14 protein-coding genes are annotated in these 16,351 nt (G+C 51.0%); 12 read left to right on the plus strand and 2 right to left on the minus strand.

Annotated features, from left to right (window positions below):
* Position 1 precedes the first annotated feature (1 nt).
* Complete coding sequence (locus JOD20_RS21640) at positions 2-2,635, minus strand: sensor histidine kinase (protein ID WP_204757273.1); 2,634 nt, start codon at positions 2,633-2,635, stop codon at positions 2-4.
* Positions 2,636-3,041: 406 nt separating this feature from the next.
* On the opposite strand from JOD20_RS21640, the gene JOD20_RS21645 reads away from it, so the two are divergent.
* The 12 genes from JOD20_RS21645 (at position 3,042) to JOD20_RS21700 (ending at position 15,085) form a co-directional block, all read left to right on the plus strand.
* Positions 3,042-4,217 (plus strand): hypothetical protein, encoded by a 1,176-nt coding sequence (locus tag JOD20_RS21645; protein WP_204757274.1) that lies wholly within the window; start codon positions 3,042-3,044, stop codon positions 4,215-4,217.
* An 8-nt stretch (positions 4,218-4,225) separates the two neighbouring features.
* Entirely contained in the window at positions 4,226-5,056 is an 831-nt protein-coding gene (locus tag JOD20_RS21650) for a universal stress protein (RefSeq protein ID WP_204757275.1), read from the plus strand.
* A 21-nt stretch (positions 5,057-5,077) separates the two neighbouring features.
* Entirely contained in the window at positions 5,078-5,692 is a 615-nt protein-coding gene (locus tag JOD20_RS21655) for an anthranilate synthase component II (protein ID WP_204757276.1), read from the plus strand.
* A gap of 198 nt (positions 5,693-5,890) precedes the next feature.
* Positions 5,891-6,103, plus strand: a complete 213-nt coding sequence (locus tag JOD20_RS21660; RefSeq protein WP_204757277.1) for a hypothetical protein — start codon at positions 5,891-5,893, stop codon at positions 6,101-6,103.
* Positions 6,100-6,498, plus strand: coding sequence for a type II toxin-antitoxin system death-on-curing family toxin (locus JOD20_RS21665; RefSeq protein ID WP_204757278.1), 399 nt, complete (start codon positions 6,100-6,102; stop codon positions 6,496-6,498). The genes JOD20_RS21660 and JOD20_RS21665 overlap by 4 nt, the downstream gene beginning before the upstream one ends.
* Positions 6,495-6,911, plus strand: coding sequence for a type II toxin-antitoxin system death-on-curing family toxin (locus JOD20_RS21670; RefSeq protein WP_054535319.1), 417 nt, complete (start codon positions 6,495-6,497; stop codon positions 6,909-6,911). The genes JOD20_RS21665 and JOD20_RS21670 overlap by 4 nt, the downstream gene beginning before the upstream one ends.
* Positions 6,912-6,986: 75 nt before the next feature.
* A complete protein-coding gene (locus tag JOD20_RS21675) occupies positions 6,987-7,598 on the plus strand; it encodes an RNA polymerase sigma factor (RefSeq protein WP_204757279.1) in 612 nt (203 codons plus the stop codon).
* 30 nt (positions 7,599-7,628) lie between these two features.
* Positions 7,629-9,383, plus strand: coding sequence for a GAF domain-containing sensor histidine kinase (locus JOD20_RS21680; RefSeq protein WP_204757280.1), 1,755 nt, complete (start codon positions 7,629-7,631; stop codon positions 9,381-9,383).
* Between the two features lie 489 nt (positions 9,384-9,872).
* Positions 9,873-11,180, plus strand: a complete 1,308-nt coding sequence (locus JOD20_RS21685) for a bifunctional folylpolyglutamate synthase/dihydrofolate synthase (RefSeq protein ID WP_204757281.1) — start codon at positions 9,873-9,875, stop codon at positions 11,178-11,180.
* A gap of 98 nt (positions 11,181-11,278) precedes the next feature.
* Positions 11,279-11,650, plus strand: a complete 372-nt coding sequence (locus JOD20_RS21690; RefSeq protein ID WP_204757282.1) for a response regulator — start codon at positions 11,279-11,281, stop codon at positions 11,648-11,650.
* Positions 11,647-12,714, plus strand: coding sequence for an adenylate/guanylate cyclase domain-containing protein (locus JOD20_RS21695; RefSeq protein WP_204757283.1), 1,068 nt, complete (start codon positions 11,647-11,649; stop codon positions 12,712-12,714). The genes JOD20_RS21690 and JOD20_RS21695 overlap by 4 nt, the downstream gene beginning before the upstream one ends.
* Positions 12,715-12,727: 13 nt before the next feature.
* Entirely contained in the window at positions 12,728-15,085 is a 2,358-nt protein-coding gene (locus JOD20_RS21700; RefSeq protein WP_204757284.1) for a histidine kinase N-terminal 7TM domain-containing protein, read from the plus strand.
* Here JOD20_RS21700 and hutI read toward each other — a convergent pair.
* A complete protein-coding gene (gene hutI, locus JOD20_RS21705) occupies positions 15,036-16,319 on the minus strand; it encodes an imidazolonepropionase (protein WP_204757285.1) in 1,284 nt (427 codons plus the stop codon). The genes JOD20_RS21700 and hutI overlap by 50 nt on opposite strands.
* Between the last annotated feature and the right edge of the window lie 32 nt (positions 16,320-16,351).

Genomic DNA, 16,351 nt, shown 5'->3' on the forward strand with positions numbered 1-16,351 from the left:
GTTATTGCTGCTCAATTGGAGCTTGGGCGTTGGCGGTGGCAATCGCAAATGAGAAGGTGCTGCCAACCCCAACTTTGCTATCAACCCACAAATCTCCATCGTGCAAATCGACCAGACGGCGTGTAATTGACAGCCCCAAGCCTGACCCCAAAATACCTCTGGCGCTTGCATGCACTTGCTGAAACTCTTGGAAGAGTTTGCCCAAGGCTTCTGCATCCATGCCAATGCCCGTATCTTGAACGCTAATCACAATCCAATCGCCGGGCAAAAGATAGTGCGAGCCAATTGGTGTGGCTTCGTGCACAATCCGCCGCGTTGCGCGCACCACAATTTGGCCGCGATCGGTAAATTTTACCGCATTTGAGATCAAGTTAATCACAATCTGGCGCAGCCGCGTTGGATCAACGTCCATGGGCGGTAAGTCGGGCGCAATGTCGATGCGCATGGTCACAGGCTTGGAATTCAGCCCGTGCATAATATCGACTGCCGATTGCACAACTGGCAGCACGGCGGTTGCTTCGCGGTGTAAGGCAAATTTGCCAGCTTCGATCCGCGCCATATCCAAAATATCGTTGATCAGATCGAGCAAATAGCGCCCATTTTTGTTGATTGTTTCTAGGTCTTCGCGCTGTTCTTCGACGATGACTGGCGAAAGTTCATCGATCAGCACGGTCGAGAAGCCAATAATTGCATTCAATGGCGTGCGTAATTCGTGCGAAATGCTGGCTAAAAACTGCGATTTCAGGCGATCAGCTGCTTGGGCACGGTCGAGGGCTTCGCGCAACTCACCAGTGCGTTGAGCCACCAAATCTTCCAAGTTTTGGAATGAGAAGGCGTTTTCAATCGTCAGGCCAACCATGTCGGCAAAGTTGAGCAACAAGGCTGCATCTTGCACGGTTACCAAGCGGCCTTGCTCGTAGTAATCGGCGGAAATCAGGCCCAACACTTTTTCACGGCCCAGAATCGGCGCTTGGACATACGAATCGCCGCCAGAAATAAATTGCTTGGACTGAATCACTTGCGGGTGTTGCCATGGATTATCGACAATCACCGCTTGGCGCGATTTGATCACGCTAGCTTCGATGGTGTCGCTTTCAATCGTGATTGGGTCAGAGAGCGCCGAACGCATAAAATCGGATTCAAGCTCGTAGTTATTCGGGCCAAACGAGGCCGCCACAACTTCAATCAAATCGTCGCGCAGCAAATAGAGCACAGCGCGGTCAAAACCCAAGCGTTGACATAATAATTGAGGAATATGATCAAGCACCGTATTCAACGAGCGCAAGCGTTTCAATTCGTTGCTGGTTTCGTTGATCGCCGCCATTTGCTGGGCATTAACTTCCAAGGCATCGACTTTTTCGCGCAAGGCGGTGCTCATTTGATTAAACGAAAGGCTGAGGCGGCCAATTTCATCGTTGCCATGGACGACCAATTGTTGATCAAGCTGGCCTGAGGCGATGCGTTGTGCGCCAACCTCAAGCTCGCGCAACGGTCGAATGATCGTGCGCGCCAAGCCAGTTGCCAGAATGATGATCAACCCTGAGGCGATCAGCAACACAGCCAGAAAATTGCGGCGTAATTGCTGTTGCTCGCGTTCGATGGCCAAACTTGCATCGCGGGCAGGGCTAATCACGTCGTCGATCGGCAGCACCAAGGCCACCACCCAGCCAACCGTGCGCATTGGCGAGTAGGCCAGATAGCGGTCGCCGCCATCGAGTTGCAAGCGGGTTACGCCCGGCAGATTATTGCGAATATTTTCGCGCAATGAAGCAAAATTCGGATCGTCGCTCTCAAACAGATTTTGCTTTTGAAAGGTTTCATCCCAGCGCGTATTGCCAGCCTCAAGCTCAGGCCGAATCAAAATATTGCCATCGTGATCCATCACAAAGGCATAGCCCGAGGTGCCAGCATCGATTCGCAGCACATCAGATTGAATCGTGGTCAGCAGCAAATCCATGCCAATGACCCCGATTAATTGATCGTTGACTTTGACTGGGGCAGAAACCGTAATGTTGAGCTGCTTGGTCACTGCATCGACGTAGGTGCCGATCCAGGTTGGGCCGTTGGCAGCTTCGGCGGCCTGATACCACGGGCGTTTGCGGGCATCGAAGCCATCGGGCAACACGCTGACCACCCGCACATCATCGAGCACCATCACACCTTCCTTCGTGGCCAAATAGCCAAAGGAAATTAATGGGTTCAGGTTGACGTTACTTTGGAGTGCGCCAGTGATTTGGCGCGCACGGGCTACGGTCAGCCGTAGTTGATCGGGTGGGATCAGGGTCGGGCCGCTGCCAGCCAGCCAAAACGGGTCGGGCCGTGTATCGGCCAGCCGATCAAGTGGGCGGCTAAAGGCCTGTTGGGTGATGTTGACCATGGTTTGGACTTGGCGCTGCACACTCAATAAAGCCTGGTCATACAACTCGGCTTTATCGATTGCCCGACTCATGAGCATATTTTCTGCTTGGAGTAAGAGGGTGTTTTCGCTTTGCTTAACTGCTGCCGAGCGGGCTTGGGAGATGCCATTCAGGCTCAACCAGCCAACAATAATCAGCGCTGGCAGCGAAACTCCTAATGCCAGCAACAAAACCCGTGCTTGAACCCCAAAACGAACATTTCGTGGTTGTGATGTCATAGGCCAACGCCCCGTGTATTGCTGGAAGCAGAGTCAGATCTGTAGGTATTTTTGGTGGCCTCTAGTGTAGCATAAAATGCTTGATTGGTGGATGGATGTTTTTTGATCCACGAAGGACACGAAGAGCACGAAGAACGAAAACCACGAAGATCGCGAAGATCGCGAAGATTAAGTTTTTTAGCCACGAATTGCACGAATTGCACGAATAATTATTTTTCAATAGCCAACAGCCTAGAGCCTGACCCTTGACCCCGCTTCCCGATCCCCAGCACCTGACCCCCGATACCCGACCCTTCGGCTATTGGCTTTCATCCTTCATCCCTCATCCTTCATCCTTTCGCTATGCTCTATGTGATTTTTGCTTGTATACTTTGATCTGATTCTCTGGTGCTTTGGGAGGCATTGCATGAGCGAACACCAGTCGGAGCAAGCGCTTGGCGTGGATAGTCCGGCCACGCGCTCATTATTGCAACGCAATCGTTGGTTGCGGCGCTTGATGAAATTGGGATTTGTGGTAGTTGGCCTGTTCTTCTTTATTTTGGCGTTGCGGCTGTTAAGTAAAGGCGCAGGCGGGTTGGGGCCGTTTCTTACCAAAACGTTGGGAATTGAAAATGCGCTCAATACGCTGGGCTTTGGCTGGCTGTTTGCCTATGGCGTGTTGAGTGGCTCGCCAGTGGCGGGGATTGCGCTTTCGTTTCTCGATAGCAAAGTCATCGATCCGCTGCAAGCCTTTACCATGATTACTGGTTCGCGGCTTGGCGCATCATTTATTGTGTTGGTGATTGGCTTCATCTACTTTTTGCGGGGCCGAGAAAAAGCCGCCTCGCTCTCGATTGGCGTGCTGGCGCTGAGCGTAACGGCCACTACCTACATTCCGGCCTTGGCGATTGGCTATTGGCTGCTGACCGATAGCGGCCTCGACCAAGTGCGAATTGCCTTGCCATCGGCGATTTTCGATTTTGTCGAGCAGGTGTTTGACCCAATTGTGGCTTGGCTGCTGCGCACAATTGATGGCGGAATTGTGAATATTTTTGGCGCAACTCCTGCAACCAGCGGCGTGCTGCCAGCAACCAGCGTGTTGGTGTTTATTATTGGAGTGGGCACGCTGCTCTTTGCATTTAGCCTTTTGGATAAAGCACTACCGCAAGTTGATGCTGAACATAATGCTTTTGGTCGCATCGGCGGCTTGATTTATCGGCCTTGGGCAATGTTTTTGCTGGGTGCGTTCGTCACCTCATTAACCTTATCGGTTTCGGTTTCGCTTTCGATTTTGGTGCCACTTTCGGCGCGCGGCTTTATTCGGCGCGAAAATACCCTGCCCTACATTATGGGAGCCAACATCACCACCTTTATCGATACGCTGGTGGCCTCATTGTTGATCAAAGATCCATTTGCTTTTACAGTGGTGCTGGCCGAAATTATCAGCATTAGTGTGATTTCATTAATTATTTTGCTGTTCCTCTATCGCCCGTATGAGCGGTTAATTCTGCGCTTGCTTGATCGGGTGGTCAACGACACACCGATGTTGGTGACATTTATGGTGGTGATGGTCGTGACTCCGATTCTGCTGTTATTTATCTAGGATCAACTATGAAGCCTTTTAATTTAATGATTTACCTTGATGGCTCTTCGGCGGCGCGACGCATGGTGGCCTATCTTGCGCCACTGGCCCGCCAAGCCCATGTCAACACCACCTTTTTGGTTGATGAAGCGCATCAAGATGAAGCCGACATGTATTTTTTCAATGCTGAGCAATTGTTGCAAAGCGACCATGCACCAACCAGAACTATGCGCGGCGCAACCCCAGAACGGGCGATTGTGCTCGAAACCCGCGCCAGTCAGCCCGATTTGGTCGCCTTTGGTCCATTGCGCAAGGAAGGTTGGCGGCGTTGGCTTGGCCAATCGGCAATCGGCTCGTTGGCACGCCGTTTAACTTGCTCGATGTTGTTGATGCAAGGTCGACCTAACGAATTGCGTCGCGCATTGGTCTGCGCAGCAGGAGGGCCAGCAACCTTGCACGATGCCCAAATGACGGCCTCAATTATCGGGCCACTCGGCGGCCAGGTCACGATTTTGCACATTGTTTCGCAATTGTCGCTGACCTACAAGCCCGAAGAGCGCGACCCTGAGCGCTTGGCTGATTTGGTGATGGAAAAACAGGGCGAAGTTGCACGCAACATTGCTGCCGCCAAAACGATTTTGACCGAGCGTGGGGTGGCGACCAGCGTGCGCATTCGCGCAGGCATGGTGCTCGAAGAAATTCAAGCAGAGCTTAAAACTGGCGGCTACGATCTCTTGGTGATTGGTGCCCATCGCGCGCGCACGCCGCTGGATCGGGTGTTGCTTGAAGATGTTAGCGCGGAGATCTTGTTTAATAGCCCAATTCCTGTTTTACTTGTACAAAATACCAGCGATTTCTAAACCGCGATCAAGGAGTGTGCCATGGCCGTCTTGCTACTCGATAACTACGATTCCTTTACCTATAATTTGTATCAATATTTCTGCGAACTTGGGGCCGAGGTTGTGGTTAAACGCAACGATGAAATCGAGGTCGATGACATTCGCACGATGGAAACAATCGATCGGATTGTGATCTCGCCTGGGCCGTGCACGCCAGCAGAAGCGGGCATTAGCGTGCCGCTGATTCGCGAATTGTGCATGGAATATCCAATTTTGGGCGTGTGCTTGGGCCATCAATCGATTGGCGCAGCCTTTGGCGGGCGAGTGATTCGCGCTCCCCAATTACGCCACGGCAAAACTTCACCAATTACCCATTTGAATGTTGGGATTTTCGCTGGCGTGCCATCGCCATTCACCGCCACCCGCTATCACTCGTTGATTGTCGAAGAAGCCAGCTTACCCAGCGATCTTGAGGCAACCGCGTGGAGCGATGATGGCTTGATTATGGGCTTGCGCCACCGTAGCTTGCCAATCGAGGGCGTGCAATTCCACCCCGAATCGATTATGACTGAGCATGGCAAAGCCTTGCTGGCCAACTTCCTGAGCATTCCCAAGCCAGAATTGGCCGAAAGCAAGAGCATAGAACATAGAGCATAGAACATAGCATTTGGGGGTCAGGGGTCAGAGGTCAGGAATAAATTCCGTGAATTTGTGGCTAAAAACAGCTTCGCGATCTTCGCGTCCTTCGCGGTTCCAAGCTATAGGCTTCAGGCTCTGGGCTATTGGGAATAAGACCAAAAGCCAAAAGCCAAAAGCCAAAAGCCATTAATCATAAATTGAATTGAGTTTTGCCCTATGCAACAATTAACATTAAAACCAGAAGAAGTGCCCGCCAATTTAGCTGAATGGCTGCAAGCCAGCCAACAAACCACCATCTTAGTTGCTGTTGAGCTTGATGCAGAGGGCTACCTTTCGCTGCAAGCCTTGCCAGAAGTTGATCCGCAGCTTGTGCCTCGGGTGCGCAAAGCCATGGCCCAATATGCCGAGACCTTGCGGAGGCTGCTGTGACCCAGTATCTTGGCCTGACTGATGCTTTTATGCTGCAAGCCATGGTTATTCAACATATCGGCGGTATTCATGGCATTACCGAACAAGGCTTTGAAAAGTTAGCGACAGCCTTGGCTGTGCCGCAACAAACCATGTTTGGCGAAGATCTCTATCCTGATACATTTAGCAAAGCTGCTGCGCTTTTCGATGCGCTGGCGCATGGCCACTGTTTTAGCGATGGCAACAAACGCACAGCCTTGCTGGCGATGATTGAATTTTTGGCCCGCAATGGCTATGCCTTCAACACGCCCGACGACGATAGCCTGTACGATTGGATTTTATTGGTAGCTGCTGAACGCGGCATGGATCGCGAACAGCAGGCCCAGTGGATTGAGCAACGTTGTGAGCAGTTATGAGCGAAGAAGTCAATGTTCAATATATTACTTTAGAAGAGGCCTTGCGCATTCGCGATGCGATTGCTGAAGAACACGGCGAGAGCTTCGACGTTTTGCGCTTTCAACAATTGCTTTCGGCTTTGGCCACGCCGTTTCAATCGATGTTTGGCGAGGAGCTTTTTCCAAGTTTGTGCGCCAAAGCTGGCATGTTGCTGGCTGGCTTGGTGCGCAACCACCCATTTTGGGATGGCAACAAACGCATCGCCCTGGCGATAACCGCGCGATTTTTGGCCTTGAATGGCTATGAATTGCAGGTTGATGCCGCCGAAGCCGACAAATTTACCACAGCTTTGGCGATGCACCGTCAAGATTATGAGACCGCAAGTAGTTGGTTGGCCCAACATTCGCGCCCAATTGGCCAAAATCAAGGCTAGAAAGCCAAAATGGCTGTGGTATAATGGGCCACAAGCGCCCACATTTAACCACAACCATTTAGAAAGAATACCCAAATGGCAATCGCTGACGATCAACCACAATCAGAGCGAAGTGATGCTGTTTTGTTGGAGGCAATTACCGCCAACAACGATATGCTTGCGCTGCAACAATTGTTTGATCGCTATCGCCAACAATTGTTCCAGACAGCGTTGGGCATTACTCGCGATCAGCAACTCGCCGAAGAAGTTTTGCAAGATTGTTTCTATCGGTTGTATCGCCATGCCACCAAGCTCGATGGCAGCATGCCACTTGCACCATGGCTCTATCGGGTGACAGTTAATTTATGCTATAGCCGCATTAAGCGCCAACGCCCATGGTACGAGCCATTTCACCAATTGGCCGAGCGTTTGAAGGCCAGTTCGCGTTCTGCGCCCGATGTGGTGGCCGAACGCCGCGAGATGCAAGACGTTGTGCGCCAAACCTTAGAGCGCCTTTCGCCGCAGCATCGCGCAGTTTTAGTTTTACACTATTTTCATGATTATTCACTGACGGAGATTGCCGAAATTCTCGAATGCCCCGAGGGAACGATTAAATCGCGGCTATTTTACGCCCGTAAAATTCTCAAAGAGCAGCTGTATCAAGCTGCAATCGAGGGCGAACCACTGATTGACGGAATTTCCTTCTAGATAGTAGTTAGTGCCGAGGAAGATTCAACGATGTCTATCTCCGTCCCACGCATTACACCACGACTATTAATGTCCGGTGATCCACTTTTTAGCTTGGTGCGGTTGATTAGCCTTGGCTTGATTTTGGTCGTTGGCGCTCGCATCGACCAACATACCGTGGTTCCACCAACCACGACTTTTGCCCTCACCTGGTGGGTCTATGCGCTCTACGGCTTGGCGATGGCTGGCTTGGCCTTTGTGCCACGTTTTCGCAACCTTCCCTCGTGGATTTTCATTATCGATTTTGGCTTTATTGGGCTTTTTGCCTTATTTAGTGGCTTGCCATTAACCTTGATGGTGGCACTAATTATGTTGCCCACGGTTTGGGCTTCGACCAATCGCTCGCCAGCCCAAGCGGTTGGCACAGGCGTGATTGCCGCGGTTGTGTTTGCAGCAATCACCTTGCGGCGGCGCTTTGGCGATACCAGCAATGTTGGCAGCGAAGAGATGTTTGTGAGCATTGCGGTCAATTGCACAGCCTTGATTTTGGTATCGTGGTTGGTCAGCACGCTTTCGGGCCAATCCAGCGAAATCAATCGCGAACATGTGATTGCTGCTCGCCGCGATGTTGATACTGCCCAACGTGATGCAGAATCGTATCGCGACCGCATGCGTTCGTTGTACGAAGTGGCCTATAAACTCAGCACGACCATGAATTTTCAAACCGTGCTCGATGCAACTGTCACCGAATCGATTCGCTTGATCAATGGCCGCAGCAGCGTCGTGCTCTTGCCAACTGGCGAGCCTGATGAGTTGTATGTAGCGGCTGGGGTCGGCGTTGGTTCTGGCGATCTCAATTTGCGAATTGGGATTGAGCCAACTGGCATTATGGCTTCGATTTTGGCCTCTGGCACGCCGCGCATTTTGACCGATCTGAGTCAATCGCATGCACTTAGCAGCGTGCCTTCGATGCAAAATTGTGCTTGTGTGTGCTGTGTACCGCTGAGCGCTGGCCGCCGCAATTATGGCATTGTCGTGGTTGGGGTTGATCGCACCGAAATCAACGAAGATGAACTTGGCATGGTTTCGGCCTTGGCTAATTATGCAATTATTGCGATGCTCAACGCCCAGTTGGTTGGTGAGTTGCGCGATGAACGCACTAAATTGATTAGCAAAGAAGAAGAAGTACGCCAACAATTGGCCCGCGATTTGCACGACGGCCCCGCCCAATCGGTCGCTGCCATCACCATGAACATCGAGTTTGTAAAGCGTTTGTTGGAGCGCGAACCAAGCCGCGTGATGCAAGAATTGACCAAAATGGGCGAATTGGCGCGACGTACCACCTACGATATTCGCACGCTCTTGTTTGAGTTGCGCCCATTGACCCTCGATAGCCAAGGGCTTGTCGCAACCTTGCGCGAGTATGTTACCCGCTTCAAAGATGGCCCAACTCAAGTTTTGCTCGAAGAAACTGTTGGTGATTTGCGGCTTGATGCCAAGCGCGAAGGTACGTTGTTTAATATCATTCAAGAGGCCAGCAACAACGCCATGAAGCATGCCGAAGCCAAGCATATTTGGATTCGCCTGACTCGCCAAGGCGATGAGTTGATGGCGACGGTTCAGGATGATGGCAAAGGCTTCGATTTGCAAGCAGTGCGCGCTAACTATAGCAAACGTGGCTCGTTTGGCTTGCTCAACATCGATGAACGAGCGCGCATGGTTGGCGGCAGCGCCGAAATGACCTCTGCCGTTGGCGCGGGCACAACCGTCCGTGTCATCGTGCCGCTCGATGCCAGCAGTATCTAAATTGTTGTAATCCTAGCCTCTCGATCATCAATGATCGAGGGGTTTTGTATTTTAATAAGTGTGGGGATTGGAACCGCGAAGAGCACGAAGAGCACGAAGGGCTATAGGCTATAGGCGTTTGGCTCTTAGTTCATTTCATTAACGACGGTTTGCCCCTCACCCACGTGGCGGGCGAGGGGCTTTAATGCCGTGGTTCTTGCGCAATGCGTTGGTAAAAACTGGTGCTCCCCTCGCCCGCGTTCAGTGGGAGAGGGGCTGGGGGTGAGGGAATGAACCATGGTTTCCAACCCAATGAACCAATACAGCTATTGGCGTTTGGCTCTTGACTTCTGATTTTTGACTTTCGCTATTCATCCCTCATAATTCATCCTTCATCCTTATTCTGATTGTTGCCTTCTGATTTTTGACTTTCGCTATTCATCTTTCATCCTTGTTCTATGCTATTGGTTGTACACTAAGCATCATTTGGTTTAGACGGAGCGCACCTCAATGTTGCAAACCTATCAAGATGCTTTGGATTGGATTTATAGTTTCCTCGATAGCGAGAAGAAATTACCCAAAAACCCAACCGAGTTTAATTTGCCGCGAGTCAAGGCGATGCTGGCACTTTTAGATAATCCACAGTTGCGCTATCCCGCTGTGATTGTGGCTGGCACCAAGGGCAAAGGCTCGACCTGCGCGTTCTTGGAGTCGATTGCGCGCCATAGTGGCCTCAAGGTTGGCTTTTTTAGCTCGCCGCATTTACACTCGTATCGCGAACGCATCCAAATCAATCGTGAGCCAATTAGCCAAACTGAGCTGGTCGAGCTGATTAACCACGTGCAACCGCTATTGGAGCAGCTTGACCCTGAGCTTGGCTCAGCTACCACCTATGAAATTGGCGTGGTGCTTGGCTTGTACTACTTTGCTGCGCAGGCGATTGAATTAGCGGTACTTGAAATTGGTTTGGGTGGACGCTATGATGCGATCAATAGCGTTGATCCGGTGTTGAGTGTGATTGCCTCGATTAGTTATGATCACACGGCGATTCTCGGCGATACGCTGGCTAAAATTGCCTACGAAAAGGCTGGTATTATTAAGCAGCATGTGCCAGTGATTAGCAGCGTGCAGCAGGCCGAAGCGGCTGAGGTGATTGGCCGAATTGCCACTGAGCAAGCGGCTCCCTTGTTTATCGCTGGTATGGCGGGCTTGCAGGAGCAAGCATCAGGCGTGATTGCCGAATATCCCTTGGTTATCGTGCCCGATCAACTTGGCTTGAAGGGTGATTTTCAGATGCAAAATGCCCAACTTGCTGCTAGCGCCGCAATGCTCTTGCGTGAGCTTGGTTTCCCCATCAGCGACGATGCGATTCGCCAGGGCTTGGCTACAACCCAATGGCCTGCCCGCTTTGAGCAAATTGCCAACAATCCGCTGACGATTGTCGATGGCGCACATAACGGCGATTCGGCCCGCGTCTTGTTGCAAGCGCTCAAGCAATATTACCCAAAACGCCCACTCACCTTAGTCTTAGGAACATCAAGCGACAAAGATATTCAGGCAATTATTCAGCAACTCAGCACCGCCGCAACCCAGATCATCACCACCTGTTCACGCCATCCGCGGGCTTTAGCGCCCGAACGCTTGGCTGAAATGATTCAGTCAACGGATGCTCGCCCTGTCCATCAGACCACCAGCGTTGCCGAGGCCTTAACGCTGGCTCAACAACTTACCACTGTCGATGGCCTCATTTGTGTAACCGGATCGCTCTTTGTGGCTGCCGAAGCCCGCGAAGTCTATGGCCTAGCCCAGCCCGATTAGCCGATCGTAAACTGACTCGTAATGCCCAATCGCGACACTAGCAACAGCAGAGAAGCCTCGCGATTCGGCATGGAGCAACGAGCATTTGGAGTGTTTGTATGCATATTCTACTTGTCGAAGACCATGAAATGAATCGCGATATGCTGAAGCGCCGGCTTGAACGCCGCGATTTTACGGTTTCAATCGCCGTCGATGGTCAAGAGGCGATCGATATGGTTGAAAGCTTAATGCCCGATATTATTCTGATGGACATGAGCTTGCCGAATGTTGATGGTTGGACAGCAACCCGCACGATTAAGGCCAATTCTGCGGTCAGCCAGATTCCAATTATTGGCTTGACGGCTCATGCCATGGCCGGCGATCGCGAGCGTTGTTTGGAAGCAGGTTGCAACGAATATGAGATTAAGCCAGTTGACTTTACTAGCCTTGTTAGTAAAATTCAAGCCTTAGTCAAGGATACGCCACTATGACCGCAACCCAACCCCGTATTCTGGTTGTTGATGATAGCGAAGATAACCGCTTTCTTTTACAACGCCAATTAGTGCGTCGCAATTATGGAGTAGTGCTTGCTGAGAATGGTCAGCAAGCACTTGATTATGTTCAAAGCCATGTGATCGATCTGATGTTGCTTGATATTATGATGCCGGTAATGAATGGTTTTGAGGTTTTGCAAACCTTAAAACAGAATGATCAGCTGCGCCACATTCCCGTCATTATTGTTTCCGCCGCCGATGATATGGAAAATGTCGTCAAAGGCATTCAGCTGGGAGCCGAAGATTATTTGGCCAAGCCATTTAATACAACCTTGCTGCGCGCCCGTATTGAAGCCTCGTTGGAAAAAAAGCGTCTCCACGACCAAGAGCAAGCGTATCTCCAAGCAATTGCTTTAGAACAAGCCCAATCGACGCGCTTGTTGCGCAACATTCTGCCGCAAACCATCGCCGACCAACTCAAAGATCAACAAGCGAATATTGCCGAATATTTTAGCAGTGTCAGCGTACTTTTTGCTGATATTGTAGGCTTTACCGAGCTATCGGGCCATGTTAATGCCAAAGAATTGGTTGCTTGGCTCAATCATTTGTTCTCACTGTTCGATCAGATGACGCTTGATGCCGGCTTGGAGAAAATCAAAACCATTGGCGATGCCTATATGGTTGCGGCTGGCTTGCCAATTGCCCAGCCCGACCATGCCGAACGCTTGGCCTTGTTTGCTACCGCGATGCTGGCGGCGATTGAGCAAATTCGCATGCCCAACGGCGAGCCATTGCAAATGCGGATCGGCATTCATAGCGGGCCGGTGGTCGCTGGGGTCATTGGTACAATCAAATTTAGCTACGATTTGTGGGGCGATACAGTTAATATTGCTAGCCGCATGGAAAGTAGTGCTCAGCCCAATACCATTCAAGTAAGCGCCGAAACCTATGCGCTGTTGCACGACCATGAATACTTCAGCTTGCAGCCGCGCCATGGGGTTGAAATGAAGCATCTTGGCACGCGCACTACCTACATTCTGAACCGCCACCGTCATCACTAGGCTAGGTATTGTTATGCACTGGCAAATTCCATCGTATACATTTCCCACATTAATTGCAAGCAGCATTTCGTTTGCAATTGCTATTATTGTCTCGCGCCGCCGCTTTGTTGCCCAAATGTGGCCGTTTGCTCTTTTAGCTTTTACTGTTGCCTTCTGGACATTGGGTTATGGATGGGAATTAGTCAGTGTTGATTTAGCTACCAAAGTTATTTTTGCGAAAACTCAATATTTAGGTATTGCTACGCCACCAGTGGCTTGGGTTGCGTATGCCTTGTATTATACTGGCCAAGAACGGTTTGTTACTAAGCGTAGTTTTTTATATGCGCTGATTATTCCATTTATTACGATTATTTTGGTTTGGACGAATGAATGGCATCATTTGATTTGGACGAAGACTGAAATTGTGATGTATCACAATTATACGATGCTCCAAACCTATTATGGGCCATGGTTTTGGGTGCATACTGCTTATTCGTATGTCTTGATGGCAGCAGGAACATTAATTTTGCTGCAAGCACTCGTGCTTTCTTCATCGTTATATCAAAATCAAATTATTGCCTTGATTTTAAGTGCAATCGCTCCATGGGTTACTAATGCGTTTCATATTTTGGGCTATCGGCCTTTTCCGTATCTTGATTTAACGCCGTTTGGCTTTGTGATTAGCACTGTTGCTCTGGCATGGGGCGCGTTGCGATATCGTTTGTTCGATACGATTCCGATTGCACGCCATATTTTGATGGAAAATCTCAGCGAAGGCGTGATTTTTCTTGATGCCAAGCGCCGCGTGATGGATATGAACGCCACTGCTGGTCATTTATTGCAGCTGCGCCCTCAGGATCAGATTGGTCAATCGGCGGAAATTGCTATTTTAGGCTTGCTTGCTGCGCCACCTGCTGCCGATCCTGATCAGCATTTGCGCTGGGAACAGTCGTTAACCCACGCCGACAAAAAGCTGATTCTCGATGTACAACTGTCGCCGTTGAGTGATCGTAATCGCTATCTTGGTCATTTATTGTTGCTGCGCGATATAACCGAGCGCCACCAATATGAAGATTTGCTGCGCTCACAGCGCAATCTGTTTGCTGGCTTGGTCGAGGTTGCACGGGCCACCAGCGCCCAAATTGACCTTGATCAAACCTTGCAAAGCACCTTGGACGTGGCCTTGCACCTAACCACGGCGGAGCAAGGCAGCATCTTTTTGCTCGACCAATATCAAATGGTGACGCATAGCATTTTGGCCCGCGAAAAAGCCACCTTAATTGAGCAGCAAAATTTGGTTGGCCGCGTGATGCGCCAAGGGTTGGCGGGCTGGATTGTGGCCCACAATCAACTGGCGCTCATCAAAGATACCCACACTGATGAGCGCTGGCTGCATTTGCCAAACGCGCCCTACGATGCCCGTTCGGTCTTAGCCTTGCCCATTTTTGGCACCAGCGGAATTTTGGGCATCTTGATGCTCTTACACTCGCAGGTTGATCATTTTGGCCAAGAGCACGCCGAATTGATGGAAGCTGCGACGGCCCAAATTTCGTATGCGATTGGCAATGCCCATGTCTACCAAACCCAACAACAGCTGAACCACGAATTGAGCCGCGCCAAAGATGCAGCTGAAGCCGCCAGCCAAACTAAGAGCCAGTTTTTGGCCAATATGAGCCACGAGTTGCGCACGCCGCTGACCGCGATTATTGGCTATGCCGATGTGATGCGCGAAGATTTGATCGATTCCAACCATCAGGTGTATCTCGAAGATTTGGATCGGATTCGCTCGGCGGGATCGCATTTGTTGGGTTTGATCAACGATGTGCTTGATCTCTCGAAAATTGAGGCTGGCAAAATGCCAGTTTATTGGGAGCAAACGCGGGTCAGCATTTTGTTGAATGATGTGGTAACGACCATCCGCCCCTTGATTGATCGCAATAAAAATAGCCTGTTGATCGACCAAACCTACCATAATTTGATGTTTTGGACTGATCTTTCGAAGCTGCGGCGGGTATTGATTAATTTGCTGGGCAATGCAGCGAAGTTCACCGAGCATGGCACAATTTCGCTCTCACTCTTTTTGGATGAAACCGATGATCCAGCCTGTTTGCAAATTCGGGTTTGTGACACAGGCATTGGAATGACCGCTGATCAAGTGGCCAATCTTTTTCAAAACTTTAGCCAAGCCGATGCCTCAACGACGCGCAAATATGGCGGCACTGGGCTTGGCTTGGCGATTAGTCGTAATCTATGCAAATTAATGGGCGGCGATATTGAGGTGAGCAGCGAGCTAGGCCATGGCTCGACCTTTACCGTCAAGCTGCCTTGGATTGAGCAACCGCTTAGCGATCAGCGCGAAGTTGGTTTTGATGCACCACCGTACCTGCTTTAATCACCAGCGCAACTGGATTCGTGCCGAATTTATAGCCAATATGGCGTTCGTCGGGCAAATTGAGTAAGGCAATATCGGCCTGCATGCCCACTGCTAAGCTGCCGACCCGCTCGTGTTGGCGAATTGCAAAGGCTGAATTGACGGTTGCCGCGTTCAAGGCTTCTGCTGGCGTGAGCCGCAAGTAGCGGCAGCCAATTGCAATTGCCATCGGCATCGATTCGCAGGGGCTGGTGCCTGGATTGCAATCGGTGGCCAAGGCCAAAATGCCGTTGGCTTCGATGAGGCTGCGGGCTGGGCTGAATTGGCTTTTGCCCAAGCCAAACGGCGTGCCAGGCAACGAAACGCCAACGGTCTCCGATTGGGCCAAAATTGCGATATGCTCTGGCGGCGTGGCGACCAAGTGATCAACCGAGAGTGCGCCAAGTTCGACGGCTAGCGGCGTACCACCCAATGGCTCAAACTCATCGACGTGCAGTTTCAAGCGCAAGCCTAGCGCTTTGGCCTTGAGCAAAATTCGTTGGCTTTGGGCCACTGAAAACGCGCCGTTTTCGCAGAAAATATCGCAGGCCAATGCTTCTTGCCAGATCGTTTGCTGCTGCCACCACGCCGCTACCGCAGGCAACATTTCCTCAACGACCAAATCGACAAAGCCTTCAGGATCATCGCGATACTCGGCGGGAATCGCGTGTGCACCCAAAAAGGTTGGCACGATGCCAATTGGATGGGTTTGGGCCAGCTCAGCGATGGCTTCGAGCATGGTTAATTCAGTAGCAGTATCCAGCCCATAGCCAGTTTTGATTTCGACTGTGGTTGTGCCATGCGCCAATAATTGATCGAGCCGTGGCCGCGTTTGGGCAACTAATTCGGCTTTGCTGGCAGCTCGTGTTGCGCGAACCGTTGACATAATGCCGCCGCCAGCTGCCATTAGTTCGCTATAGCTTGCACCTTTGATCCGCAACTCGAACTCGTGCGCGCGGTCGCCAGCATAGCAGGCATGGGTGTGCGGATCGACAAAGCCAGGAATTGCCAAATAGCCCTGAGCATCGATCACCTGATCGGCAGTCCAATTGCTGAGTTCGGTTTGGCTGCCAAGCGCGACGATTGTGCCTGCTTGGACGGCAATCGCTGCCTGATCGATGCAGGTTAATTGGGCTAAGTTGGGGCCGCGCAACGGCGCTTGTTGGCCTGTCGCCAAGCGACCTATATTGATAATTAATTGATCAGCGTGGGGCATAACTCCTCCTTGAGTTAACAATGATACTTGCT

The sequence above is a fragment of the Herpetosiphon giganteus genome (genome assembly GCF_016907925.1).
In the GTDB taxonomy this organism is placed as follows: Bacteria; Chloroflexota; Chloroflexia; order Chloroflexales; family Herpetosiphonaceae; genus Herpetosiphon; species Herpetosiphon giganteus.

Coding starts and splice junctions, on each gene's coding strand:
- JOD20_RS21655 (WP_204757276.1), top strand. CDS start 5,078: ATGGCCGTCTTGCTACTCGATAACTACGATTCCTTTACCTATAATTTG.
- JOD20_RS21645 (WP_204757274.1), top strand. CDS start 3,042: ATGAGCGAACACCAGTCGGAGCAAGCGCTTGGCGTGGATAGTCCGGCC.
- hutI (WP_204757285.1), bottom strand. CDS start 16,319: ATGCCCCACGCTGATCAATTAATTATCAATATAGGTCGCTTGGCGACA.
- JOD20_RS21670 (WP_054535319.1), top strand. CDS start 6,495: ATGAGCGAAGAAGTCAATGTTCAATATATTACTTTAGAAGAGGCCTTG.
- JOD20_RS21675 (WP_204757279.1), top strand. CDS start 6,987: ATGGCAATCGCTGACGATCAACCACAATCAGAGCGAAGTGATGCTGTT.
- JOD20_RS21680 (WP_204757280.1), top strand. CDS start 7,629: ATGTCTATCTCCGTCCCACGCATTACACCACGACTATTAATGTCCGGT.
- JOD20_RS21660 (WP_204757277.1), top strand. CDS start 5,891: ATGCAACAATTAACATTAAAACCAGAAGAAGTGCCCGCCAATTTAGCT.
- JOD20_RS21700 (WP_204757284.1), top strand. CDS start 12,728: ATGCACTGGCAAATTCCATCGTATACATTTCCCACATTAATTGCAAGC.
- JOD20_RS21650 (WP_204757275.1), top strand. CDS start 4,226: ATGAAGCCTTTTAATTTAATGATTTACCTTGATGGCTCTTCGGCGGCG.
- JOD20_RS21685 (WP_204757281.1), top strand. CDS start 9,873: ATGTTGCAAACCTATCAAGATGCTTTGGATTGGATTTATAGTTTCCTC.
- JOD20_RS21690 (WP_204757282.1), top strand. CDS start 11,279: ATGCATATTCTACTTGTCGAAGACCATGAAATGAATCGCGATATGCTG.
- JOD20_RS21640 (WP_204757273.1), bottom strand. CDS start 2,635: ATGACATCACAACCACGAAATGTTCGTTTTGGGGTTCAAGCACGGGTT.
- JOD20_RS21695 (WP_204757283.1), top strand. CDS start 11,647: ATGACCGCAACCCAACCCCGTATTCTGGTTGTTGATGATAGCGAAGAT.